Origin of the sequence: Leifsonia sp. NPDC058194 (assembly GCF_042883605.1) — a bacterium.
Classification (GTDB): domain Bacteria; phylum Actinomycetota; class Actinomycetes; order Actinomycetales; family Microbacteriaceae; genus Leifsonia.
Map to the genome: position 1 here is coordinate 221,650 of NZ_JBHVVL010000001.1, position 22,980 is coordinate 244,629.

Consider the following 22,980-nt stretch of genomic DNA (forward strand, 5'->3'; position numbering starts at 1 on the left):
AACGCCGAAGGGGCCGGCACCGGCTGCTGCCGGTCCCGACCCCTTCGAGAGTCTGACGAGACGATCAGATGGCGTTGACGTCCAGCGGGATGCCCGGGCCGAACGTGGTCGACACGGCGCCCTTCTGGATGTAGCGGCCCTTCGAGGCGGACGGCTTCAGACGGACGACCTCTTCGAGGGCGGCCGTGATGTTCTCGTCCAGCTGCTCCTGCGTGAAGCCCGCCTTGCCGACCACGAAGTGGACGTTGGCGTGCTTGTCGACGCGGAACTCGATCTTTCCGCCCTTGATGTCGGAGACGGCCTTCGCGACGTCCGGAGTGACCGTGCCGGTCTTCGGGTTGGGCATGAGGCCACGCGGGCCGAGCACCTTGCCGAGACGGCCGACCTGGCCCATGAGCTCCGGAGTGGAGACGGCCGAGTCGAAGTCGGTGTACCCACCGGCGACCTTCTCGATGAGCTCGGCGCCGCCGACCTCGTCCGCACCGGCTGCGATGGCCGCCTCGGCCGCGGGGCCGGTCGCGAAGACGATGACGCGCGCGGTCTTGCCGGTGCCGTGAGGAAGAATCACGGTGCCGCGGACCATCTGGTCCGCCTTGCGCGGGTCCACGCCCAGCTTCAGCGCGACCTCGACGGTCGAGTTGAACTTGGCGGAACCGGTCTCCTTCGCGAGGGCGACGGCCTCGGACGGGGTGTAGTACTTGCCGGCTTCGATCTTGTCGGCCGCGGCGCGGTAGGCCTTGGACTTCTGTGCCATGAGTTTTCTCCTAACGAGAATGTGGTGCGAGCCTGGCCGGCTCTGCCACGGTGATGCCTTTCGGCGGAGGGTGTGTGGGGGCGGTCGGGGCTTACGCCTCGACGGTGATGCCCATCGAGCGGGCGGTGCCGGCGATGATCTTCGACGCGGCGTCGATGTCGTTCGCGTTGAGGTCGACCATCTTCTGCTCGGCGATGCCGCGGACCTGCTCCTGGGTCAGCTTGCCGACCTTGTTGGTGTGCGGGACTCCGGAGCCCTTGGCGACGCCTGCGGCCTTCTTGATGAGCTCGGCGGCCGGCGGGGTCTTCAGGACGAACGTGAACGAACGGTCCTCGTAGACGGTGATCTCGACCGGGATGACGTTGCCGCGCTGCGACTCGGTCGCGGCGTTGTACGCCTTGCAGAACTCCATGATGTTCACGCCGTGCTGACCCAGGGCCGGGCCGATGGGCGGGGCCGGGTTGGCAGCGCCGGCGTTGATCTGAAGCTTGATCAGACCGGTGACCTTCTTCTTCGGTGCCATGTCTCTTCCTTCTTTGTGTATTCGAGCGGCAGTGGATCGCTCCGCGCCGCTCTCCCGGTTTCTCGGCCCTTCCGAGATCCGGTGATCTGAAAACTAGGGGGTCAGAGCTTCGTGACCTGGTCGAAGCTGAGCTCGACCGGCGTCTCGCGCTCGAACAGCGACACGAGCACGGTGAGCTTGCCGCTCTCGGGCTTGATCTCGCTGATCGATCCGGGCAGGCCCGCGAACGAGCCTTCCTTGATCGTGATGGTCTCGCCGATCTCGAAGTCCACCTCGGCCGGGATGACCCGGGCGGTGGCCTTCTGGCCCTTGGCGGCGCCCTTGACCGGGGCGGCCTCGATCTGGACGAGGCTCTTCAGCATCGAGAAGGCCTCCTCGAAGCGCAGCGGCGTCGGGTTGTGCGCGTTGCCGACGAACCCGGTGACGCCCGGCGTGTGGCGGACGACCGACCAGCTGTCCTCATTGAGGTCCATGCGCACGAGCACGTAGCCCGGGATGCGCACGCGGTTGACCATCTTGCGCTGGCCGTTCTTGATCTCGACCACGTCCTCCATCGGGACCTGGACCTCGTAGATGTAGTCCTCCATGTTCATCGAGACCATGCGGTTCTCGATGTTGGACTTCACCCGGCGCTCGAAACCGGCGTAGGAGTGGATGACGTACCACTTGCCGATCTTCCCGCGGAGCTCGGTGCGGAACTCCTCGTACGGGTCGGTCGCGACCTCGTCCTCGTCCTCCACGGCCTCCTGGGCGGCTTCGGCCTCGTCGTCGCTGTCGACCTCGAGGGCCTCGTCGACGGCGCGGTCGGCCTCGGGGTCGACGGCCTCCGCCATCGCGTCCAGCACGGCGTCGAGGTCGATCTGGGTGCCGTCCTCGGCCACGATGTGCAGTGCTTCGTGCTCGGCGGCGTCCGACGAGTCCTCGTCGTGCTCGAGCACGTTGCCGGTCTGCGCCTCGTCGTCCTCGGAGGACTGCTCGGCAGCGGTGGCCCAGTCCACGTCGTCGCGATTCGTCTCAGACACTGAATTCATTCCATTTCTGTCGGGGTGGCCGGTGGTCCGGCCGAGCCTGTCAGCTCGATTGGAGCAGCGCGCTCTAGGTGGGGTTACCGAAGACCCAGACCACACCCAGGCTGAACACCCAGTCGAGGAGGGAGACGAGCGCCATCATGATCACCACGAAGACGAGCACGACCCCGGTGTAGCTCAGGAGTTCCTTGCGCGTCGGCGTGACGACCTTTTTGAGCTCGCCGATGACCTGCCGGATGAACAGCGCGATACGCGCGAACGGGTTGCGCTTCGCAGCGCGATCCTTCTTCGCGTTGGCGACGATGTCCTCACTCGGCTCGTCGATTACTTTTCGGGCCACCTCGTTACACCTTTCATGGGCCGACATCGGAATGTCGACTTGCAGGGCGGACAGGAATCGAACCTGCAACCTGCGGTTTTGGAGACCGCTGCTCTGCCAATTGAGCTACCGCCCTAGGGAAGACGAACCCGCGAAGCCCTCCGCACGTCCTGAGACAAACCTAGCCTCGGTCAAGGCTAGCCGATCACGCATCCGAATGTCCTCCGAATGCCTGATCACAGCTCGGCACACCTGCCGTCGCCATCACCGAAAAAAGGCGCAGAAAAGCTTGGCAGATTCAACCACCGCGTCAAGTGTACGTGACGCCGCACCCCCGGCGCAAAAGCAGCCCACCGCCTCGGTGAGTGGTCACGACACGCCCACTTCTGCGACCACTCAGCCCCTTGGAAGGGCGTGTCACGACGTCTCACCGATTCGGTGCGCGAGCGGCCTGTGGATAACCGGATCCGGAGGACCCCGGCGCGGGAGGGTCGGGGCATGAACAGTACAGCTCCGCCCCGACTGCCGCACAGTCCGCTCTCCGTCCGAGCGGCGCGAGCCCTCGGCGCGTCCGAGAAGCGCCTCCGGGCACCGACCGTCCACCGCCCGTTCCACGGGGTCGTGACAGCGGCCCCGCCGACCCGCCTCGATGAATGGTGCCGGGCCTACCTGACCGTCGCACCACCGGGCGCATTCTTCTCGGGACCGACCGCCGCCGCCCTGCACGGCCTCCCGCTGCCCCGCCTCCCCTCCGGCCTGCACGTATCGGTCCCCGCCCCCGCACGCGCTCCACGCCGACCGGGGATCCACGGCCATTCGGTCAGGGTCGCCTTCGGCGACGTCATCGTCCAGAACGGGCTGCAGCTCAGTTCCGCCGCTCGAACGTGGTGCGAACTCGCCGAGACGTCCACCCTCGAGGACCTCGTCGTCACCGGAGACGCGCTCGCGCGCCGGTCCGCGGATCGCGATCGACTGCACGTGCTTCGCGACGCGCTGAACCGCTTCCCGTCCCGGCGCGGCCGGCCGGCACTGGTCCAAGCCCTCGGGCTCCTGGATCCACATGCGGAATCGCCGCAGGAGTCCCGGCTCCGCTTCCGGCTCGTGACCGCCGGCGTGGTGGGGTTCGAGTCCAACCTCCCTGTCCCGACCGCGAGCGGGGCGGACTATCGCGGAGATCTCGTGTTCCCCGAACGGCGGGTGATCCTCGAGTATCAGGGCGACCATCACCGAGAGAAGGAGCAGTATCGTCGCGATCTCAGGCGCCGCCTGGACCTGCAGGCAGACGGCTGGACGATCGTGGAACTGGGGCCGGACGACCTCGTCGACGCCGGCCTCGCGCGCCGGGTGCGGGCGATCCTCGCCGGTGCCGCCGATCAAAGAGTCGGCCGATGACCGCGCTACAGCAGCTTGCGCTCCAACGCCCACGCGGTGAGCTCGTGGCGCGACGAGAGCTGGAGTTTGCGCAGCACCGCCGAGACGTGGGTCTCGACCGTCTTGATCGAGATGAACAGCTCGGCCGCGACCTCCTTGTACGCGTAGCCGCGAGCGATCAGCCGCATCACCTCGCGCTCCCGCGCGGAGAGCCGGTCCAGCTCGTCGGTGGTCTCGGCCTGTTCGCCGGCCGCGGCGCCGAACGCGTCGAGTACGAACCCGGCGAGTTTGGGCGAGAACACCGCATCCCCGCCGGCCACCGCGACGACCGCATCGCTGACTTGGCCCCCGGAGCTTCCCTTGGTGAGGTAGCCGCGCGCGCCCGCCCGGATCACCCCGACGACGTCCTCCGCGGCGTCCGAGACGCTCAACGCCAGGAAGCGAGTGCGCGGGCACTCGGGAACGGTGCGGCGGGCGACCTCGGCTCCGCCGCCGCCCCCGCCGCCGGGAAGGTGCACGTCGAGCAGTACGACGTCGGGCTGCGTGCGCACGATCGCCTCGACTGCGGCATCCACGTCCGCCGCCTCGGCCAGCACCTCCAGACGGTCGTCGAGGTCGGCGCGCAGCCCCGACCGGAAGATGGAGTGGTCGTCGACGATCACCACGGTGATCCGCCGAGGCTCGGTCGTCGCGACGTCGGGGGTGGTGGTGCTGTCGTCTGTCATGGTTCCTCGCTCGCGAACTCGATGCTCAGGTGGACCTCGGTCCCGGTGGGCCGGGAGGTGACGGTGGCTGCGCCACCGGCTCTGCGCATGCGGCCGATGATGGACTCCCGCACGCCGAGCCGCCCCTCGGGAAGGGCGGCGACGTCGAACCCGGCCCCGCGATCCCGGACGAACACGTCGGCGGAGCCGGCGCCGTTCTCGATGTACACGGAGACCTCGCCGCCCGCGTGCCGTGCGGCGTTGAGCATGGCCTCGCGGGAGGCGGCGCCGAGCTCGGCTGGAGCGTTCCGCACCGGCTCGCCGACCGACACGACGTCGAAGTGGACGGCGTGGTCGACCTCGAGGGCGGCGGCGACCTCGCGCAGCTCCCCGGCGAGGTCGGCGCCGGCACGCTCGGCCGCGTGAGCCGCGTCGGCGTAGAGCCAGTCCCTCAGCTCCCTCTCCTGGGCCCGGGCGATCCGGCCGACTTCGCTCGACGCTCCCGCACGATTCTGGATGAGCGCGAGCGTCTGCAGCACCGAATCGTGGAGGTGCGCCGCCATCTCGGCGCGCTGCTCCTCTTTGATGCGGGCGGTCCGTTCCGAGATGAGCTCTCGCCAGAGCCGCAGGGCCCACGGCGCGACCAGCACGGCCGCTCCGGCGAACGTGGCCGCGATGATCCCGAGCCAGAGGGGTCCCGAGCTGCGGGCGTTCTGCAGCACGCTGAGCACCAGGGCGATGACGACCAGGAAGGCGCCCGCAGCGACCCGGAACGCCGTCGACGGGAGCGGGGTCGGGAGGCTGCTGTCGTCTTCGACGAGCTGATCCCAGGCGACGGCCGCGACGAGCAGAACGATCGAGAGGAAGAGGAGGCCGATCCCGGAGGCGACGCCACCGACGGCGACCAGCACGACGGACGCGACACCCGACGCAGCGCCGGCGACGCCGAAGAACCAGGGGATGTTGACCCGCCGATGGACGCGTTCGACCGGTGCGTCGCCGTCGGGGGCCCGCAGTGGCGCGAGCGCCCAGAGCCACAGATAGAAGAGGACGCCCGCTCCGGCGACGAACGAGGTCCCGACGAAGATCCAGCGCACCGTCGCGACGGGCCACCCCAGGTGGTCGGCCAGCGCGGCGCTCACACCCCCGAACACGCAGTCGCGCGGTCGCGCGAGCGGCGGCCGGGGTGCGGAGACGGTGGGGGTCATACCAAGGATCCAAGCAGACCCGGAGGCACCCGGACAGCCCGGAGGCCGGGGAATCAGGGTGCGCTCAGGGTGTCACCCCATGTCGCAGCGCCCCTGCGAGCGCCAGGATCGAAGCATGTCACAGAACGACTCCACCAACACGCCGCCGCCGTACGGCGGCCCGAGCACCGGCCTCTCCGGCCGCGGCTCCCGCTTCTTCGACTGGATGCGCAGCCTCGGCGTCGTCCGCGCCGACGGCTGGGTCGGCGGAGTCTGCGCGGGCGTCGCCTACCGCCTCGGCATCGACCCGCTGATCGTCCGCGGCATCGTGCTCGTCGCCGCCGTCCTCGGCGCCCCGGTCGTGCTCATCTACGCACTCGCGTGGGCACTCCTCCCCGATCGCGACGGCCGCATCCACCTCCAGCGCCTGTTCGAGGGCGATGTGGAGGCGCCGATCGTGGCGATCGGTGTCCTGATCGTCTTCTCCCTGCTGCCGTGGTCGAGCGGGCTCGGCTGGTTCGGCGGCGGCTTCTGGAACGACTGGGGCTGGGCCGAGATCGTCGGCCGGGTGTTCTGGACGCTCCTCGTGCTGGCACTAGTGGCCGGTCTGATCGTCTTCGCGGTCCGCGCCGCCGACAAGCGCCCCGGGACGCCGGCGACGGCCGCCGGTGCCGCACCAGCCGGCCCTGCTTCGGCCGCCGCCTCCTCCGCGGCTGCTCCCTCTTCCGCCGCGGCCGCTCCGGGCCCCGGGGTGTTCACGGCGAGCGCCGACGGCACCACCACGGCGGGCGCATCCGTTTCGGGCGGCGACGCGGGACGGCCGGACGCCGCAGGAGCCGAATCTGCCGCCCCCACCCCGCCGCTCGACATCACGGCCGAGCCCGTCGCCCCTCCCGCGCCGACGGTGGGCGCGAGTCCGCAGGACGTCGCGGACTGGCAGCAGCGCCAGGCCCAGTGGAAGGCCGAGCACGCCCGCTGGAAGGCGCGCCTCGCCGAGGACATGCGCGCGGTCAAGGCCCAGCGCTCCTTCGAGATGCGCTCCCAGGCGGCCGCAGCCAACTCCGCGGCGAACGCCCGGCGTGCGGCGTACCGGGCAGCCAACCCCCGCGTCGGCGCCGCGGTGGGCTGGCTGACGGTCGGGCTCGCGATCATCGCGGGAGCGGCGGTCTCCGCGCTCTGGATACCGCTGACCGGCTTGTCGGGTTACGCCGCGACTGCCGCTCTCGCCGCGGCGACCCTCGTCTTCGGCGTCGCCGCGTTCATCGCCGGTCTGTCGCGTCGACGCAGCGGCTTCCTGATCACCTTCGGGCTCATCCTCGCCGCGCTCACCGCTCTCAGCGCAGCACTGCCGGGCGGGGCGCGGGCGAGCTTCTCCGCGACCTCCATCGTCGCCGGCTCCGATCAGACGCTCGAGCCGTCATCCGACGCCGCGTACATCCAGGGCTGGGGGCACACGACCATCGACCTGTCGCACGCGGTCGCAGCCTCCGGAACCCCGACGATCGACCTGGCGAAAGGTGCCGACGCGACCACGCTGATCATTCCGGCGGACGCCACTGTCCGGGTGGAGGCGGCGACACCGGCCGCCCTCATCGTGACCGACCCGTCCGGCGCGGAGCACGTCCACCGCTGCGAACCCCGCCCGCTCGGCGGCTGCAGCACCGACATCCTGGTCGGACCGGCTGGGACCCCCGATGCCGTCGTGCGTGTCGCCCAGCTCGACGACGTGCTCGTCCAGCGCGAGCAGAAGTGAGGAACACCATGACCACCGACGAGACCGCCAACCACGCCGAGCCCGGCCCCGCCGAGACGCAGCCGACGAAGGCCCTCCCCACGGAAGCGCTCCCCACGGAAGCCTTGCCCACGGAGTCCCTCCCGGCCGAGACCCTCCCGGCCGAGCCGTGGCTCACTCCGCCCGCCCCCTCGGCCTGGACGCCGGCGGCCACCACGGCCTCGCATCCCCCGATCCGCTGGGGCGGTGTCGTGTGGGGCCTCCTCCTGATCCTCTTCGCCGGCGGGATGCTGTTCGTCCTGTCCGCTCCGGAGCGTCTCGCGGGGGTCGAGGTCTGGCTCGCCGCCCTCACCCCGGGGTCCGCCTGGGCCCTGTGGCTGGCGGCGGCCGGCGTGCTGATCGTCGTCTTCGCGCTGCTGGGTGCGATCCGATCGGCGCAGCGCCGCCGACACGCGGCATGATGGGGGCATGACACCCGTCCGCTCGGCCGTCTCGGTCCGGGACCTGCGCAAGACGTACGGCTCCTTCGAGGCGCTGCGCGGCGTCGACTTCGACATCGAGGAGGGCGAGACCTTCGCCCTCCTCGGCCCGAACGGCGCGGGCAAGAGCACCACGATCGAGATCCTCGAGGGCTACCGCGATCGCTCCGGGGGAACCGCGGAGGTGCTCGGGGTCGACCCGCAGCACGGCGGGACGGCGTGGAAGGCCCGCCTGGGCATCGTGCTCCAATCGGGCATCGAAGCGGCCGACGTCACCGTCCGCGAGCAGCTCGTCCATTTCTCCCGGTTCTACCCGAAGCGCCGCGATGTCGACGAGCTCATCGCCGCCGTCGGTCTGACCGACAAGGCCAAGACCCGCATCCGCAACCTGTCCGGAGGCCAGCGCCGTCGGCTCGACGTCGCTCTCGGGGTCGTCGGGAGGCCCGAGCTGCTGTTCCTCGACGAGCCGACCACCGGGTTCGACCCCGAGGCGCGGCACCAGTTCTGGGACCTCATCCGGGACCTCAAGCGCGAGGGGACGACCATCCTGCTCACGACCCACTACCTGGACGAGGCGGCGCAGCTCAGCGATCGCGTCGCGGTGATCGCCCGCGGCACCCTGATCGACCTGGGCGCCGTCGACGAGATCGGCGGTGCCGAGGCACGGGTCCCGATCGTCAGCTGGCGGGACGCGGACGGCGCGACACAGAAGCAGCGCACCGACGAACCCGGCGCACTGGTCTCCCGGCTCACGGCGGAGCTGGGCGGTGAACCGCGCGACCTCGAAGTGATCCGGCCGAGCCTGGAAGACATCTACCTCGAGCTCGTGCGCGAGTCGGGCGCGGCCCAGCAGGAGGCGATCGCGTGAGCACCGTGCCCCTCGGCCTCTCGCGGGCGCGCTACGAGACCATCACGTACTTCCGCCAGGGCGACACGATCTTCTTCACATTCCTGTTCCCGGTGGTCATGCTCGGGATCTTCTCCGTGGCGTTCCAGGGCCTCGGCAAAGTCGGCGCAGCTCCGGACGGCTCCGGCGGCATCACCCAGGCGGCCTACTACCTGCCGGGGATGATCGCCGCGGGCATCCTCCTGAGCGGCGTGCAGAACCTCGCCGTCGACATCGCCGTCGAGAAGAGCAACGGCACCTTGAAGCGCCTCGGTGGCACACCCCTCCCGGTCGTCTCGTACTTCATCGGCAAGATGGGGCAGGTCATCGTCACGAGCGCGCTCCAGATCGTGCTCCTCCTCCTGGTCGCCCGGCTGGCGTTCGGGGTCGCGCTGCCGACCGAGCCGGAGGTATGGCTGCGGTTCGTCTGGATCTATCTGCTCGGCATCGTGACGTCCGCCGTGCTCGGCATCGCGTTGTCCGCCGTTCCCCGCACGGGCAAGAGCGCCACGGCGGTGATCATCCCGATCGTGCTGGTGCTGCAGTTCATCTCGGGCGTCTATCTCGCGTTCAACCTCCTGCCGGTGTGGCTGCAGAACATCGCAAGCGTCTTCCCCCTGAAATGGATCGCTCAGGGCATGCGCAGCGTCTTCCTGCCTGCGTCGTTCGAGTCGCAGGAGCCGAGCGGGAGCTGGCAGCTGGGGTGGATGGCCGTCGTGCTGCTGATCTGGCTCGTGGCCGGCTTGATCGCGTGCCGGCTGACCTTCCGGTGGATCCGCAAGGACGGCTGACCCGCCGGAGTCGCGGCACTCGGTTCTGCACACCCCGCTCGACCTGGGACTTGTCCACCGATAGGCGTCCGCGGTGATCGGGCGTCGGCCCCCTCTGGAACGATGGCTCCATGAGCACCACCAGAGACCTCGCCGTCGCCAGCCTTCGCGCCCTCGTCGGCCGCGACGATGCCGACTTCCACTCCGGCCAGTACGAGGCGATCGCGGCACTCGTCGACGAGCAGCGGCGTGCCCTGGTGGTGCAGCGCACGGGGTGGGGCAAGTCGGCGGTGTACTTCGTGGCGACGATGCTGCTTCGACAGCGCGGCGCGGGGCCGACCATCCTGGTGTCGCCGCTGCTCGCCCTCATGCGCGACCAGGTCGCCGCCGCCGAGCGCGCGGGCGTGCGTGCCGTCACCATCAACTCGGCCAACCGTCATGAGTGGGACGACGTGTCGGCCCGGCTGCGGGACGACTCGGTCGATGTGCTGCTGGTCTCGCCCGAGCGCCTCAACAACCCCGACTTCCGCGACCAGCACCTCCCCGACCTCATCGCCCGCAGCGGGCTCCTCGTGGTCGACGAGGCGCACTGCATCTCCGATTGGGGTCACGACTTCCGTCCGGACTACCGGCGCCTGCGCGACCTGATCGCCTCGCTCCCCGACGGCGTCCCTGTGCTGGCGACCACTGCGACGGCCAACGAGAGAGTGGTCGCCGATGTCGCCGAGCAGATGGGCGGGGGCACCGGTCATGCCGAGGTCCTGACGATCCGCGGGCCTCTCGCCCGGCGCTCGTTGAGGCTCGGCGTCCTCGCCCTGGAGGATGCGACGGCGCGTCTCGCCTGGCTGGCGAGCAACCTCGACGCACTGCCCGGAAGCGGCATCGTCTACACGCTGACCGTCGCGGCGGCGGAGGACACCGCACGCGTGCTGAGGAGGGCCGGCTTCGAGGCGCACGCGTACACCGGTCAGACCGACACCGCCGAACGGGAAGACCTCGAGGGCCGGCTGAAGCGGAACGAGGTGAAAGTGCTCGTCGCCACGAGCGCCCTCGGCATGGGATTCGACAAACCCGACCTCGGTTTCGTCGTCCATCTCGGCGCCCCGTCCTCGCCCGTCGCGTACTACCAGCAGGTCGGCCGTGCCGGCCGGGCGACCGAGAACGCCGACGTGCTCCTCCTCCCCGGGCCCGAGGACCGCGCGATCTGGCAGTACTTCGCCACCGCGTCCATGCCGTCGGAAGAGAAGGCGACGGCCGTGCTCGACGCTCTCTCGCAGGAGACGCAATCGACCCGTGTCCTCGAGAGCCGGGTCGACCTCAAGGCGTCGACGCTCGAACTGCTCCTGAAGGTCCTGGATGTCGACGGCGCCGTACGCCGCGTGTCGGGAGGGTGGGTGTCGACCGGACGGCCGTGGGTGTACGACCGCGAACGGTACGAGCGGATCGCCGCCGCGCGCGAAGCGGAGCAGCAGTCGATGCTCGAGTACGAGCGCACCGGCATGTGCCGCATGCAGTTCCTGCAGGAGGCCCTCGACGATCCCGCCGCGGCACCGTGCGGCCGCTGCGACAACTGTGCCGAGGCGTGGTACCCGAGCGCGATCGCCGAGGAGACGTCCGGGTCGGTGTCGGCGATGCTCGACCGTGTGGGAGTCGAGATCGAGCCGCGCAAGCTCTGGCCGACGGGGGCGGATCGGCTCGGGGTCGCCGTGCGCGGCAAGATCCCGCCCGCGGAACAGCTCCAATCCGGCCGCGCTCTCGCCCGGCTCACCGACCTGGGCTGGGGCAACCGCCTCCGCGAGGTGCTCTCGCCTCAGGCCCCGGACGCGCCGTGCCCTCCGGAGCTGCTCGCCGCCTGCATCCGGGTGCTGGCGGACTGGGACTGGGCTGAGCGGCCCGCCGCAGTCGTCGCGATGCCGTCACGGCGGCGCCCGCAGTTCGTCGAGTCGCTGGCACGCGGCCTGGCCGAGGTCGGCAGGCTCCCGTTCCTCGGTTCGCTCTCCCTGCGTGGCGGAGGTCCGACCGGTGACCCCGGCGGCAACAGCGCATTCCGGCTCGCCGCCGTGTGGGACCGATTCGGCACCGAGGGACTGCAGGTTCCGGCAGGCCGGCCGGTGCTTCTCGTCGACGATCTGGTCGACAGCCGGTGGACGGTCACGGTCGCCGGTCGCGCCCTCCTCGAAGCGGGGGCCTCCGCGGTACTCCCCTTCGCTGCCGCGCTGCGCGGGTGACGGCGGGCACGGGGGCACGACGCGGCGGGGCGCTAGATGAAGTCGCCGCCCCCGAAATCGCCTCCGCCGAAGTCGCCTCCGCCGAAGTCGCCCCAGCCGCCGCCGTCTCCCCAGCCCCCGTCGGCGCCGGAGGCATCCGCGCTCGCGGTATCCGCAGACCCGCTGTCGCCAGAGCCGGCATCTCCTGAACCGGCGTCACCGGTTCCGGAGTCACCTGCGCCGCCGTCGGCTTGGCTGTCCGCCGGCGACGGGAGGAACGCCCCCACGAGCGCTGACCCGATGACGTATCCCGCGACGCTCCCGAGCAGCGAGCTCGCGAACATCCCGCCGAGGCCTGGCCCGCCGCCGGCGCGACCACCGAGCGACCGCTCGAGGGTGCCGGGCTGACGCAGCTCCGAACGGGTGGCTGCCTGAGCCAGGGAGCGCGGGTCGTCGCCGCGCGGCTGCTCGCCGGCCGGAGCGTTCTCGCTGAGCTGCTGGAACAGCAGTCGCCGCTGCTCGGGCGTGAGCTTCGTGAACGCTTCCTCGTGCACCTGCTCGATCGTCTCGGGTGGTGCAGTGCGCAGCAGGTAACGATAGCGCTCGACGGCGATCTCGTCCTCGCTCCGTGGCGAACCTCCACGAGCGGTCGACGACTGCGGCCCGGGCGCGGAGGGCTGCTGCTGCGGACGCGGTTCTTCGCGTCCGAGAAGGCGGTCGAGGAATCCCATGGTGTGCCCCTTCGGTCGACGGCTCCGGGTGCGCCGTGCTGGCGTCAGCCTAGGTTCGCAGCGTGTGAAAGTTCTCAGAGAGGGCCGAGCGTGCGCCTACAGCACCACGCCGACCAGCACAGGCTCGGGGCGCAGCAGCACACCGAACTCCGACTGCACCCGAGCCTGGATTAACGACGCGAGCTGGGCGACATCCTGCGCAGTCGCGCCGCCGCGGTTCACGATCGCGAGGGTGTGCTTGGACGAGATCCCAGCGGCGGACCCCGGGAGGGAGTAGCCGCGACGGATGCCCGCGTTCTCGATGAGCCAGGCGGCCGAGAGCTTCACATCGTAAGGCCCGTCGGCCAACGGAGGGATGTCACCCGGGTGCACGCCGCCGTCGGTCAGGCCGAGCACCGCGGCGGGCTCCGGCGGGGTCACCGGCCAGCGCGGGGCTCCCCGGGGCAGTTCGCGCGCGAAGCCCTCCGAGACGATGGGATTGGTGAAGAAGCTCCCGGCGCTGACCGAATCGGGGTCGGCCGGATCGAGCACCATTCCCTTGGACGAGCGCAGCGCGAGGACGGCGCGGCGCAGCTCCGCCACCGAGACGCGGGATCCGAGGGTGACGCCGAGGGCGTCTGCGAGCTGTGCGTAGGCGATCGGGGCGCTGAGCGGAGCCCCGACCCCGCCTGGGACGCGGTTGTCCGCCAATTCGAGATCGACCGAGAGCACGATGCCCTGCAGGCCAGCCTTGAGAACGGACGTCCGATAGCCGAGACCGAGGTCCGCCTTCGTGAGTGTCGTCACCTCGCCGCTCTGGTGGTCGAGGAACTCGACGCCGAGCAGAGCCGCCTCGATCTCCTGCCCGTACGCCCCGATGTTCTGCACCGGGGCCGCCCCCGTCGAACCGGGGATGCCGGACAGCGCTTCGATCCCGGCCCATCCGTTGCGGACCGCGAGCGCGACCAGGTCGTCCCACGGCTCACCGGCCTGGACCCGGAGTCGTACGCGTCCCTCCGGTGCGGGGAGCTGCTCGACCCCGCGCGTGACTATGCGGATGACCGTTCCGTCGAAGCCGTCGTCGCCGGCGATCGTGTTCGATCCGCCGCCGAGCAGCAGCCAGTCGTCGCCGCTCCCCCACACCTCGAGCGCCGCCGCGACGAGGCTGTCGCGGTCGCTCGGGCCGAGCAGGTGTGCGGGCACGCCGCCCACCCTCATCGTGGTGAGTTCGGCGAGCGCCGTGCGCGGCTGGGCGTCGGTCATGCCAGCGAGACCCGCACCTGCGCCTTGCCGAGCACGGTCTCGCCGTTGAAGGTGGTGGTCAGGTCGATGCGGGCGACGCGGGCGTCGCCGTCGAGCTGGCCGACCTTCGCCGTGACCGAGACGGTCGCGCCCGCGACCGGGTCCACAACGATCGGTCGCGTGAAGCGCACCTGGTAGTCGGCGACACGGGCTGCGTCCCCCGCCCAGTCGACGACCGGCTGCACGGCGAGGCCCATCGTGAGCATCCCGTGGGCGATCACACCGGGCAGGCCGACGGAGGTCGCGATGTCGTCGCGGTAGTGGATGGAGTTGAAGTCTCCGGACGCGCCCGCGTAGCGGACGAGGGAGTCGCGGCTCAGTTCGTAGCTGCGCTCGGCGATCACGTCGCCGACCGTCAGAGCGTCGAAATCAGGTGCGGCGGAAGTCTGCTGGGTCATCACTCGTCCCCTCGAACGACCAGGGTGGAGGTGGAGGTCACGACGTGCTCGCCCGCCGCGTCGACGATGACCGTCTCAGCGGTCACCATCGAGTGGGCGCCGAGCGACTTCACCGCGGTCACGGTGAGCGTTCCGGTGAGCTCGTCCCCGGCGACGATCGGGCGCGTGAAGCTGAAGCGCTGGTCGCCGTGGACGACCCGGCTGAAGTCGATGTCGGCCTCGGGGTCGGCGAGCAGCTGATCGAGCGAGAGCTGCTGGACGACGATCGAGAAGGTGGGGGGCGCGACGAGGTCGTCGTGACCGGAGGCGCGGGCCGCGTCGAGGTCGAACGACGCGGGGTCGGTCGCGAACACGGCCCGGGCGAACTCGCGCACCTTCTCGCGGCCGACGAGATACGGAGCGGTCGGCGGGAACGCGCGGCCTTGCAGAGCTGGATTGACTGGCACCCGTCGATTCTACGGGGACACGAAAAAAGAGAACCCCGGCCACCTGGCCGGGGTTCTCTCTACGTGTGGTCGGTGCCTACTGGCAGCTGTCGCACTGCAGCAGGTCCATCGGGTCCACGGGAACCGCGTAGCCGCCGACGCTGTCGTTTTCGTAGTCCATGATGGCCTCCCCTGAAGTCTAGTTTTTCACCGCTTCGTGCGGTGTTCACCCACTATATAACCCTAATGACACGATTGTCATTCCACTACATGTAGTGTTTTCGAACTTTTTCTTCTCGTCCCCCATCGTAGGGCCGACCACCGACATCGCCGACGCGTCCGGGCACCCGCGGCGGTGCGGATCGGCCCGCGATTTCCCGCATTCCACCAGGCGATTCGCCTACCGCCGGGTGCTGCGGAGCGGCCCCGAGAGCAGCGGCGACCGACGCGCCACAGCGGGTCCCGGAACCACTAATGCGGCGTGTCGTCGGCGTGTCGCAAGGGACGCCGGTGCGTCGATCCGCTCGGCCGCGTCTCATCACGGGCAGTCGGACGCACGGGTACGTCAGCAGAGGGGGCGCACCTACGCAACCCGGCCGGTCGGAATACTGAGCCGCCGAGTGCACTACCGATATGCGCTGATCGTCGCCGCACACTGGAATCCGATCCCAACCCGATCAGGATCTCCCCACACCCGAACCTCCCTCTCGATGCGATCGCATCGGGCGTCCTAGCGCCCGTGCCTCGCGCATCGTGCGGAGTCGGCGTTCGAGGGATCTCCAACGCACCTGACTCCAGACGAAGCGAGGTTTCCCATGTACCATGCCGGACCAATCGGCGGCGGACTGACCGTCGGCGGCGTCCTCGCCGCGACGGGCAGCGGTTCGATGATGACCGTCATCGGGGTCACCATCGTGTCCCTCTTCCTGCTGCTCGGCGGGCTGCTCCTCCTGCGTGCCGCGTCGCACCGACGCCAGGACCGGGCCGAGATCGCGCCGATCGCGGGAGCACGGCACTCGATGGGCGGCCGCCATGTCGGCTGAGGTCACCGAGACGATCGCCCTCCCCCGGCGCCGTGCGCGCCGCGGACTGCCGTTCGCCCGGATCGCCGCCTGGCTGACGGCGCTCGCGCTGATCGCCGCCGGCGTGCTGGTGATGATCAACGAGCACGTCGTGCGCGAGTTCGAAGCCCGAACGATGGTGACCATCGCGCACGACCTGCTCGGCACCGAGGCGATCCTCGCCTGGCAGAACGGCAACCCGAGCATCGCGTTCCCCGCGGGCTCGGGCTGGGTGCTCGCCGTCATCACGATCCAGTGCGCGATCGCGCTCTACCTCGGGCCGATCGCATTCGTCGCCGGGCTGCTCGCGCTCCGTCGTGGAGTGCGCCTCCACCGGGTGCTGTTGGCCGCGGCGGCCGGAATCATCGGGATGATGCTCCTCAGCCTCCTGCGCCTCGGGCTTCTCATCTACGCCTGGAGCAATTGGGGCATCGAAGCGTTCCGCTGGTTCCACGGACCGGTCGGCACCATCCTCATGCTGCTCGGGATGGCCGCCGCGCTCATCCTCATGGCGGTCGTGGCGTTCAAGCGCCCCGCAACGGGTGGACGCGCCCCCGCAAAGGGACGCCGCGCGGCCCGCGCCGACGGCGACGCCGCGCACGACTAGCTGTTCGGGTGGGTGCGCCCCGCACGCGCCCACCGTTCCTCCCCTTCCCCTCTCGCTCGCAAGGAGCCGCCCGTTCCGGATCGCACGCCGGAGCACCCACAGCAACGCCGACACCACCCGTTAGGGGTAGACCCATGGTTCCCATCTTCGCCGTCGCCGCATCCGTCGTCATCTGCATCTCGTTCGCCTACCTCTGGCTGATGTTCTTCGGCGGACTGCGCACGATGCGACAGAACGGCGCGAACCTGTCCACCCTGCGCGGCGCCGCCTACGAGGACCCGTTCATCGACGAGCCGGGCACCTTCCACACCTACTTCTTGATCCCGTGCCTCAACGAGGAGCGGGTCATCGGCGCCACGACGAAGGCCCTCGCCGGTTCGCCGCACTCGACGACGATCGTGATCGACGACGCGTCGGACGACCGGACGGAGGAGGTCGCCTACGAGAACGGCGGCACCAGCGTGATCGTCCACAAGCGCACCTTCCCGAACGCCCGGATGGGCAAGGGCGAGGCGCTCAACGACGCCCTGACGCTCGTGCGCCGTCTGGTCGAGGAACGCGGTCAGGACGTCGAGAAGGTCCTCGTCGCCGTGATGGACGCCGACGGGCGGCTGTCCGACGGAGCGATGAAGCACGTGCTGCAGCTGTTCGAGGACCCGACGATGGGCGCCATCCAGCTCGCGGTCCGCATCCGCAACCGCGACTCGTTCCTCACGCGTTACCAGGACTTCCACTTCTGGGCGATGACGGCGGTGACCCAGCTCGGTCGCGCCCAGACGGGCACGGTGTCGCTGGGCGGCAACGGTCAGTTCAGCCGCCTCTCGGCCCTCAACGAGACCGGCGAGAAGCCGTGGAGCGAGTCGCTCACCGAAGACCTCGACCTCGCCGTCACCCTCGCGATGCGCGGCTGGAAGCTCGGGACCACCCCGCTCGCAGCCGTCGAGCAGCAGGGGGTGACCACGATCCGTGCACTCTTCAAGCAGCGTCGACGCTGGTTCCAGGGCCACATGATGATGGCGAAGCGGGTGCCCGAACTCTGGCGCGACCGCCGGGTGACCCATCTGCGGGCGCTCGAGCTCTCGGCCTACATCCTGACGCCGTGGGTCACGATCCTCCCCTGGTCGATCCTCTTCCACTGGGGGATCCTCGGCATGATCGTCGACGGCGGGGCCTTCTTCGCATTCGTCACGAGTTCGTTGACCCTCCTGATCGGGGCCATCGCCTGGTATCTGGTCACGCTCGGCCCCGTCTTCGTCAGCGCATTCGTCTACTACCGCCGCGACGAGAGCCGGGAGCTCTGGCTCTCCCTCCTCCACGCCCATTGCTTCCCGCTGATCAACTATCTGGCGTTCGCCGCCGTCTGGAGCGCGCTCGCGCGCATCCTCAAGGGCCAGAACGACTGGGAGAAGACCCTTCGCGTCGACGAGTTCAACACCGAGCAGGCCCTGACCGCTCGCACCACCGCACCGCCCGGAAAGGAGGCAGCATGAGCACCACAGCAGATCCCGCCCGTCAGAAGCACGCCCGTCGCCGCCAGACGGGGACCTCCCACCGCACCCGCGCCATCGGCCGCCGCTCCCGCCGAGAGGCAAGGGCGACGGCTCCCCTGCGCCTCACCGCGTCCTACTTCCCCGCCGTCGACGGTCTGCGCGCCATCGCGATCCTCAGCGTCCTTCTGTTCCACACGGGGCTGTACAGCAACGGCCTGTTCGGCGTCGACATCTTCTTCACCCTCTCCGGGTTCCTCATCACGCTCACGATGCTCCGCGAGTTCCACCGCACGGGCGGGATCCACCTCGGCCGGTTCTACCTGCGCCGGGCCAAGCGGCTGCTCCCCCTGCTCTTCGTCGTGCTCGCATTCACGCTGTGGGCCGTCGCCGCGCTCGGCACCCGCGCCGAGCTCGAACGGTTCGGTCAGCAGGCGGTCGCATCCCTCATCTACCTGACCAACTGGGAGCAGATCAACGCCGGCCAGGGGTATTGGGACGGCTTCGGCGCGCTCAACCCGCTCGGCCACATGTGGTCGCTCGCGATCACCGAGCAGTTCTACCTGGTCTGGCCCGTGGTGATGTTCCTGGTGCTGGCCCTCGGCAAGAAGCTGTCCCGCGGTCGCGGGACGCACGCGTGGCAGTGGTCCCGGCGCAGTGCTCTGCTCGTTCTCGTGATCGGCGTGGCCGGCCTCGTCGTCGCCGCGGCGATGCCCATGCTCCGCTTCGACGGCTCGAACTGGGACCGCCTCTACCTCGGCACGGACACCCACATCGCCGGGCTGATCGCCGGATCGGTCGCGGCAACGATCAACTACCTCTGGCTGCAGCGCACCAGCCTCCGGACCGCCCGCGCGCCCCGCGTCGTCGCAGCACCCGGACGCGCGTCCGCCTTCTTCCGCATGGTCATCACCTCGACCGTGTCGATCGCGGCCCTCGGCGCGATCGTCGTGCTCTCGCTCAACGCGACCACCTACGAGGAGCCGTGGCTCTACCAGTGGGGATTCCTCGCGGTCGCGATGATCGGCTCGGCCGTGATCCTGACCCTCACCAGCCCGCACAACATCCTCACCCGCATCCTCGCCTTCCCGCCCCTGGTCGGGATCGGCAAGGTCTCTTACACCCTGTTCCTCGTGCACATGCCCGTCTACTGGCTCATCCTCGCGCTCGCGCCGTACAGCACCCCCTGGGACCTGGTGATCCTCGGCCTGCCGATCTCCCTCCTGCTCGCGGGAGGCCTCCATCACCTCGTCGCCGAGCCGATCCGGCTGCGCAAATGGCGGATCAAGGGCTCCATCGCGTTCACCACGCTGGTCGCCGGCGTCACGGCCGCCGTCATACTCGTCCCCGGGCTCGTCCTGGCCTCACCGGTCGGAGGAGGCTCCGTCAAGGTCCTGACCCTGGGCGACTCCCTCGCGAACGACTTCGCATCGGCGCTCGGCACCTACGAGGGCGACCGCTTCACGGTCATCGACGGCGGGCTCCCGGGCTGCGGTATCTCCGGCAGCACCGCCCAGCGCACCAAGGCCGGCATCACGCAGAGCGCACCGGCGACCTGCAACCCCTGGGAGAGCAGGTGGGAGAAGCTGATCGATGAGAACACACCCGACTACGTGGTCGCGAACATCGCCTGGGACGCCGTGACCCAGCAGATCGACGGCGCATGGACCGACCTGACCGACCCCGCGTTCGCCGCCGACTACCGCGACTCGCTGGACGCGTTCGCGAAGGTCACCAGCCGACCCGGGCTCACCGTCATGGTCGCGAACTCCCGGCTCTACAACGGGGTCGTCACGACCGAGCAGGCCACAGCGTTCAACGCCATCCTCGACGGGTTCCTCGCCGACCACCCCGAGATCGTGAAGCTCGACCTGCAGGGCGCCGTCTGCGACGCCGACGCGTGCGCCGTCTCGGTGGGCGACGAGCGGATGTATCTCGACGACCGCGTGCACTTCAGCGCGGCAGGCAAGCAGCACATCGCTCCCTGGCTGGCCGAGCAGATCGGCTCCGCCGGATCCGGAGCACGCGGGTCGGGTACCCCGGGCACCACCGGAACCCGACGTGACTGAGTATGCGTGGGCGCTCCACGCGGGCGTCTGCATACCGTCGAAGCGTGTCTGCCCAGTTCGCCGCCTTTCCCCACGGATACCTGCGATCGCACCACCTATTCGCCGGGCGGTCCCGGCTACTTTCGCCCCGAAGCGTGCGTTTCCGCGACCCGATCGGGTCACTCGGGGACGATTCGGGGCGCGTGAAATGCAACCATCTACGTAGTAGATACGCATAATTAAGCACTGCGAAGATCAACTCTAGACATGGCTAGGTATTGCGTCCTAGCTTGAGCGCATGACCACATCGCCCGACGATCCGCACCGTGCGGACATCCCCCTCATCCAGGCCGACGACATCGGCGTGGACGCTTCCTGGGGGCACATCTACGGTCCGGCCAGCGTCACCGTGCGCCGCGGCGGCGTCACGGTGATCCGCGGCGCGGGCGGCCGCGGACGCACCGCACTGCTGCTGACCCTCGCCGGACGGATGAAGCCGACGACAGGGTCCGTCACCGCGTTCGGCCGGACGGACGACCCCAAGCACCTCTTCGCCAACGCGACGATCGCGAACATCGACGAGGTCGACGGAATCGGCCAGACGATCCGGGTCCACGACGTGGTGACGGAGCAGCTGCGCTGGCGGGCGCCGTGGTACCGCTGGGTGCCGCAGTCGACCCAGGAGGACCTCGAACGCATCTGCCGTCCGGTCTTCGGCGACTTCACGGTCCCGTCGCTGCAGACGATGGTCGAGGAGCTCCCGGAGCTCACCGGTGCGCTGCTGCGGATCTCCCTCGCCAACATCGATCGGCCGCCCCTGCTCGTGGTCGGAGGCGTCGACGAGCTGGCGAGCGTGGCGGCCGCTCACAACCTCCTGGAGCGGCTCGTCGTTCTGGGGCGGGATCAGACGGTGATCACGGCGGACGTCAACGCCGTGGCCTCCGACACCGGCGTCCACAGGGTCGTCGACGTGGAGAACCTCACCGACCAGGAGTTCGCCGTTCTCGAACAGGAGGCGTTGTCGCGATGATCGCAGCATTCTCACCGGGGAGCGATTTCAAGCGCTACTACCGGGGCCGTATGCCCCGGTTGGCCCTGATCGTCATCATCCTGATGCCGCTCCTGTACGGCGCGCTCTATCTCTGGGCGTTCTGGAATCCCTTCGGCCACGTCGACAAGATCCCCGTCGCGATCATCAATCTCGATCAGGGAGCCACGGTCAAGGGCGAGAAGCTCGAGGCCGGCAAAGACGTCGTGGACGGCCTCATCGCGTCCAAGCAGCTCGACCTGCACCGCACGAGCGAGAAGGCCGGCGTCGACGGGCTGGCCCACGGCACGTACTACTTCACCATCACCCTGCCCAAGGACTTCAGCGAGGCGGTCGCCTCCGCGGCGACGGACGACCCGCGATCCGCCGGGCTCCAGTTCACCTACAACGACTCGAACAACTACTTGTCGACCGTGATCGGGCAGGATGCCGCCGAGGAGGTCATCAACCAGGTCTCGGCCCAGGTCGGCCAGCAGACGTTCGAGACGGTGCTGACCGGCGTCAAGGGCGCGATACCGAAGATCAAGGCCGCCGTCTCCAGCGTCGACGAACTCAACACGGGCATGCAGACCGCGAACAGCGGCGCCCAGGAGCTGGCCACGAACCTCGTGACGGCCAAGGAAGGGTCGTCGCAGCTCGCCGGCGCGATCGACGAGCTCGACACGGCCGTCCAGAGCGCGGTCACGAAGGCGAACAACGTCGTCGCGACCTCCGGGCTCACCGGCGACGAGATCCGCCAGATCGTGGCGCGCCTCGACTCGAACACGAACGCCATCGCGGACGCGATCGATCGAGCCGCGTCCGCGCAGTCCGCGGCGGCGAGTCAGCTGCAGAGTGTGATCGACGACGCGTCGGCGAGCGACGACCCGGAAGTGCAGGCGCTCGGCGTCCGCCTCGCATCCGTGCAGCAGAGCTTCGCAAAAGCCCAGCTGACGCAGGAGGTCAGCGCACTGTTCGACGCGGTCCACACCGATGTCGATCGGCTGGCCGGGGAGTTCAACGACCCGCAGAGCCGGGTGAACGTCGTCATGCGGGCGGTCGAGGGCGGCGCCGTCCAACGAGACCTGTCGACGGTTTCCTCCGCGGCGAACCAGCTCCGCTCCGGCGCCGATCAGCTGAACAGCGGCATCGGACAGCTCTCCGACGGCGCCAACCAGCTCGCGACCGGCACGACGCAGCTCGCAGCGGGGACGGACGAGCTCTCGGGCGCCGCGGGCCTCGGCCTGAAGCTCATCCCCAGCTGGAGCGACTCCCAGCAGGGCAACTTCATCAAGGCGCTCGCCCAGCCGGTGCAGTTGCACGAGACGGTCAACAACGCCGCCAAGACCTTCGCCTACGGGTTCGCACCGTTCTTCCTCGGCCTGGCACTGTTCGTCGGCGGGGTGATCGCGTGGATGCTCTTCAACCCGCTCCAGGCCCGGCCACTCGCCCAGGGGCTGGGATCGTTCCGTGTGGTCCTCGCGTCGTACGCGCCCACGCTGTTCGTCGGCATCCTCCAGGCCACGATCCTCTTCCTCGTCGTCCGGTTCGCGATCGGGCTGCAACCGGTGAACGCCTGGGGCACCTACGGGTTCATGGTGCTCATGGTGGCGATGTTCATGGCGATGATCCAGATGTTCAACGCGCTGCTCGGACCGGCCGTCGGCCGCGTGCTCACCCTGGCGTTTCTGATGATCCAACTGACGTCGGCCGGCGGGATCTATCCGGTGCCCACGACCTCGCTGCCGTTCCAGTACATCAACGTCATCGATCCGATGACCTACACGAACAACGCGCTTCGACAGCTCATCCTCGGCGGCGCCGACTACCGCCTCTGGGTCGCGATCGCGGTGACGGTCGGCCTGACGGCCCTCTTCGTGGCGGTCTCCACCTGGGCTGCTCGACGAAACCGGCAATACAACATGGATCGCCTGTACCCGCCGGTCGAGGTCTAG

The 22,980-nt window shown here is 69.5% G+C and carries 22 protein-coding genes and 1 tRNA gene; 12 read left to right on the top strand and 11 right to left on the bottom strand.

The annotated features are described in order from the left end of the window. Window positions 1-64: 64 nt before the first annotated feature. From rplA to ACFVU2_RS01020, 5 genes are all read right to left on the bottom strand, one after another. Entirely contained in the window at window positions 65-754 is a 690-nt protein-coding gene (gene rplA, locus ACFVU2_RS01000) for a 50S ribosomal protein L1 (protein WP_387869952.1), read from the bottom strand. 91 nt (window positions 755-845) lie between these two features. Then, the gene (gene rplK / locus ACFVU2_RS01005; RefSeq protein ID WP_021764077.1) at window positions 846-1,277 is read right to left on the bottom strand and encodes a 50S ribosomal protein L11; all 432 of its coding nucleotides are present in this window, start codon (window positions 1,275-1,277) and stop codon (window positions 846-848) included. 101 nt (window positions 1,278-1,378) lie between these two features. Beyond that, window positions 1,379-2,299, bottom strand: coding sequence for a transcription termination/antitermination protein NusG (gene nusG, locus ACFVU2_RS01010; RefSeq protein ID WP_387869953.1), 921 nt, complete (start codon window positions 2,297-2,299; stop codon window positions 1,379-1,381). A gap of 73 nt (window positions 2,300-2,372) precedes the next feature. Beyond that, window positions 2,373-2,645: a preprotein translocase subunit SecE gene (secE, locus tag ACFVU2_RS01015; RefSeq protein WP_025158052.1), complete on the bottom strand. Its 273-nt coding sequence runs from the start codon at window positions 2,643-2,645 to the stop codon at window positions 2,373-2,375. A gap of 42 nt (window positions 2,646-2,687) precedes the next feature. Beyond that, a tRNA-Trp gene (locus ACFVU2_RS01020) sits at window positions 2,688-2,760 on the bottom strand. A 362-nt stretch (window positions 2,761-3,122) separates the two neighbouring features. Here ACFVU2_RS01020 and ACFVU2_RS01025 point away from each other — a divergent pair. Then, window positions 3,123-4,016 (top strand): hypothetical protein, encoded by an 894-nt coding sequence (locus ACFVU2_RS01025; protein ID WP_387869955.1) that lies wholly within the window; start codon window positions 3,123-3,125, stop codon window positions 4,014-4,016. A 5-nt stretch (window positions 4,017-4,021) separates the two neighbouring features. Here ACFVU2_RS01025 and ACFVU2_RS01030 read toward each other — a convergent pair whose 3' ends face one another. Together ACFVU2_RS01030 and ACFVU2_RS01035 are read right to left on the bottom strand one after the other, a co-directional pair. Further along, the gene (locus tag ACFVU2_RS01030; protein ID WP_387869957.1) at window positions 4,022-4,720 is read right to left on the bottom strand and encodes a LuxR C-terminal-related transcriptional regulator; all 699 of its coding nucleotides are present in this window, start codon (window positions 4,718-4,720) and stop codon (window positions 4,022-4,024) included. Next, a complete protein-coding gene (locus ACFVU2_RS01035; RefSeq protein WP_387869958.1) occupies window positions 4,717-5,907 on the bottom strand; it encodes a PspC domain-containing protein in 1,191 nt (396 codons plus the stop codon). Before ACFVU2_RS01035 ends, ACFVU2_RS01030 begins: the two co-directional genes overlap by 4 nt. Before the next feature lie 115 nt (window positions 5,908-6,022). On the opposite strand from ACFVU2_RS01035, the gene ACFVU2_RS01040 reads away from it, so the two are divergent. From ACFVU2_RS01040 to ACFVU2_RS01060, 5 genes are all read left to right on the top strand, one after another. Continuing rightward, window positions 6,023-7,639, top strand: coding sequence for a PspC domain-containing protein (locus tag ACFVU2_RS01040; protein WP_387869960.1), 1,617 nt, complete (start codon window positions 6,023-6,025; stop codon window positions 7,637-7,639). An 8-nt stretch (window positions 7,640-7,647) separates the two neighbouring features. Further along, entirely contained in the window at window positions 7,648-8,079 is a 432-nt protein-coding gene (locus ACFVU2_RS01045) for a hypothetical protein (RefSeq protein ID WP_387869962.1), read from the top strand. Window positions 8,080-8,086: 7 nt separating this feature from the next. Next, the gene (locus ACFVU2_RS01050) at window positions 8,087-8,965 is read left to right on the top strand and encodes an ABC transporter ATP-binding protein (protein ID WP_387869964.1); all 879 of its coding nucleotides are present in this window, start codon (window positions 8,087-8,089) and stop codon (window positions 8,963-8,965) included. Then, window positions 8,962-9,774, top strand: a complete 813-nt coding sequence (locus ACFVU2_RS01055; RefSeq protein WP_387869966.1) for an ABC transporter permease — start codon at window positions 8,962-8,964, stop codon at window positions 9,772-9,774. Before ACFVU2_RS01050 ends, ACFVU2_RS01055 begins: the two co-directional genes overlap by 4 nt. Window positions 9,775-9,884: 110 nt before the next feature. Then, window positions 9,885-11,981: a RecQ family ATP-dependent DNA helicase gene (locus ACFVU2_RS01060; protein ID WP_387869968.1), complete on the top strand. Its 2,097-nt coding sequence runs from the start codon at window positions 9,885-9,887 to the stop codon at window positions 11,979-11,981. Window positions 11,982-12,013: 32 nt separating this feature from the next. Here ACFVU2_RS01060 and ACFVU2_RS01065 read toward each other — a convergent pair whose 3' ends face one another. From ACFVU2_RS01065 to ACFVU2_RS01080, 4 genes are all read right to left on the bottom strand, one after another. Next, the gene (locus ACFVU2_RS01065; protein ID WP_387869970.1) at window positions 12,014-12,691 is read right to left on the bottom strand and encodes a hypothetical protein; all 678 of its coding nucleotides are present in this window, start codon (window positions 12,689-12,691) and stop codon (window positions 12,014-12,016) included. A gap of 96 nt (window positions 12,692-12,787) precedes the next feature. Next, a complete protein-coding gene (locus tag ACFVU2_RS01070; RefSeq protein WP_387869972.1) occupies window positions 12,788-13,933 on the bottom strand; it encodes a UDP-N-acetylmuramate dehydrogenase in 1,146 nt (381 codons plus the stop codon). Then, window positions 13,930-14,370: a MaoC family dehydratase gene (locus tag ACFVU2_RS01075; protein WP_387869973.1), complete on the bottom strand. Its 441-nt coding sequence runs from the start codon at window positions 14,368-14,370 to the stop codon at window positions 13,930-13,932. The genes ACFVU2_RS01070 and ACFVU2_RS01075 overlap by 4 nt, the downstream gene beginning before the upstream one ends. Continuing rightward, the gene (locus ACFVU2_RS01080; RefSeq protein WP_387869974.1) at window positions 14,370-14,816 is read right to left on the bottom strand and encodes a MaoC family dehydratase N-terminal domain-containing protein; all 447 of its coding nucleotides are present in this window, start codon (window positions 14,814-14,816) and stop codon (window positions 14,370-14,372) included. The genes ACFVU2_RS01075 and ACFVU2_RS01080 overlap by 1 nt, the downstream gene beginning before the upstream one ends. Before the next feature lie 794 nt (window positions 14,817-15,610). On the opposite strand from ACFVU2_RS01080, the gene ACFVU2_RS01085 reads away from it, so the two are divergent. The 6 genes from ACFVU2_RS01085 to ACFVU2_RS01110 all read left to right on the top strand — a co-directional run bounded on the left by ACFVU2_RS01085 (window position 15,611) and on the right by ACFVU2_RS01110 (window position 22,980). Next, window positions 15,611-15,838, top strand: coding sequence for a hypothetical protein (locus ACFVU2_RS01085; protein WP_387869976.1), 228 nt, complete (start codon window positions 15,611-15,613; stop codon window positions 15,836-15,838). Next, on the top strand, window positions 15,828-16,463 hold the full coding sequence (xrtR, locus tag ACFVU2_RS01090; protein WP_387869978.1) for an exosortase R: 636 nt from the start codon (window positions 15,828-15,830) through the stop codon (window positions 16,461-16,463). The genes ACFVU2_RS01085 and xrtR overlap by 11 nt, the downstream gene beginning before the upstream one ends. A 134-nt stretch (window positions 16,464-16,597) precedes the next feature. Further along, window positions 16,598-17,953, top strand: a complete 1,356-nt coding sequence (locus ACFVU2_RS01095; protein WP_387869980.1) for a glycosyltransferase family 2 protein — start codon at window positions 16,598-16,600, stop codon at window positions 17,951-17,953. Further along, window positions 17,950-20,019: an acyltransferase family protein gene (locus ACFVU2_RS01100; RefSeq protein ID WP_387869982.1), complete on the top strand. Its 2,070-nt coding sequence runs from the start codon at window positions 17,950-17,952 to the stop codon at window positions 20,017-20,019. The genes ACFVU2_RS01095 and ACFVU2_RS01100 overlap by 4 nt, the downstream gene beginning before the upstream one ends. 277 nt (window positions 20,020-20,296) lie before the next feature. Next, on the top strand, window positions 20,297-21,028 hold the full coding sequence (locus ACFVU2_RS01105; RefSeq protein WP_387869983.1) for an ATP-binding cassette domain-containing protein: 732 nt from the start codon (window positions 20,297-20,299) through the stop codon (window positions 21,026-21,028). Next, window positions 21,025-22,980 (top strand): YhgE/Pip family protein, encoded by a 1,956-nt coding sequence (locus ACFVU2_RS01110; protein WP_387869985.1) that lies wholly within the window; start codon window positions 21,025-21,027, stop codon window positions 22,978-22,980. The genes ACFVU2_RS01105 and ACFVU2_RS01110 overlap by 4 nt, the downstream gene beginning before the upstream one ends.

Coding starts and splice junctions, on each gene's coding strand:
- ACFVU2_RS01085 (WP_387869976.1), top strand. CDS start 15,611: ATGTACCATGCCGGACCAATCGGCGGCGGACTGACCGTCGGCGGCGTC.
- ACFVU2_RS01035 (WP_387869958.1), bottom strand. CDS start 5,907: ATGACCCCCACCGTCTCCGCACCCCGGCCGCCGCTCGCGCGACCGCGC.
- ACFVU2_RS01065 (WP_387869970.1), bottom strand. CDS start 12,691: ATGGGATTCCTCGACCGCCTTCTCGGACGCGAAGAACCGCGTCCGCAG.
- ACFVU2_RS01025 (WP_387869955.1), top strand. CDS start 3,123: ATGAACAGTACAGCTCCGCCCCGACTGCCGCACAGTCCGCTCTCCGTC.
- ACFVU2_RS01095 (WP_387869980.1), top strand. CDS start 16,598: ATGGTTCCCATCTTCGCCGTCGCCGCATCCGTCGTCATCTGCATCTCG.
- xrtR (WP_387869978.1), top strand. CDS start 15,828: ATGTCGGCTGAGGTCACCGAGACGATCGCCCTCCCCCGGCGCCGTGCG.
- ACFVU2_RS01060 (WP_387869968.1), top strand. CDS start 9,885: ATGAGCACCACCAGAGACCTCGCCGTCGCCAGCCTTCGCGCCCTCGTC.
- ACFVU2_RS01105 (WP_387869983.1), top strand. CDS start 20,297: ATGACCACATCGCCCGACGATCCGCACCGTGCGGACATCCCCCTCATC.
- ACFVU2_RS01110 (WP_387869985.1), top strand. CDS start 21,025: ATGATCGCAGCATTCTCACCGGGGAGCGATTTCAAGCGCTACTACCGG.
- ACFVU2_RS01040 (WP_387869960.1), top strand. CDS start 6,023: ATGTCACAGAACGACTCCACCAACACGCCGCCGCCGTACGGCGGCCCG.
- ACFVU2_RS01100 (WP_387869982.1), top strand. CDS start 17,950: ATGAGCACCACAGCAGATCCCGCCCGTCAGAAGCACGCCCGTCGCCGC.
- ACFVU2_RS01070 (WP_387869972.1), bottom strand. CDS start 13,933: ATGACCGACGCCCAGCCGCGCACGGCGCTCGCCGAACTCACCACGATG.
- ACFVU2_RS01030 (WP_387869957.1), bottom strand. CDS start 4,720: ATGACAGACGACAGCACCACCACCCCCGACGTCGCGACGACCGAGCCT.
- rplK (WP_021764077.1), bottom strand. CDS start 1,277: ATGGCACCGAAGAAGAAGGTCACCGGTCTGATCAAGCTTCAGATCAAC.
- ACFVU2_RS01075 (WP_387869973.1), bottom strand. CDS start 14,370: ATGACCCAGCAGACTTCCGCCGCACCTGATTTCGACGCTCTGACGGTC.
- ACFVU2_RS01045 (WP_387869962.1), top strand. CDS start 7,648: ATGACCACCGACGAGACCGCCAACCACGCCGAGCCCGGCCCCGCCGAG.
- rplA (WP_387869952.1), bottom strand. CDS start 754: ATGGCACAGAAGTCCAAGGCCTACCGCGCCGCGGCCGACAAGATCGAA.
- ACFVU2_RS01050 (WP_387869964.1), top strand. CDS start 8,087: ATGACACCCGTCCGCTCGGCCGTCTCGGTCCGGGACCTGCGCAAGACG.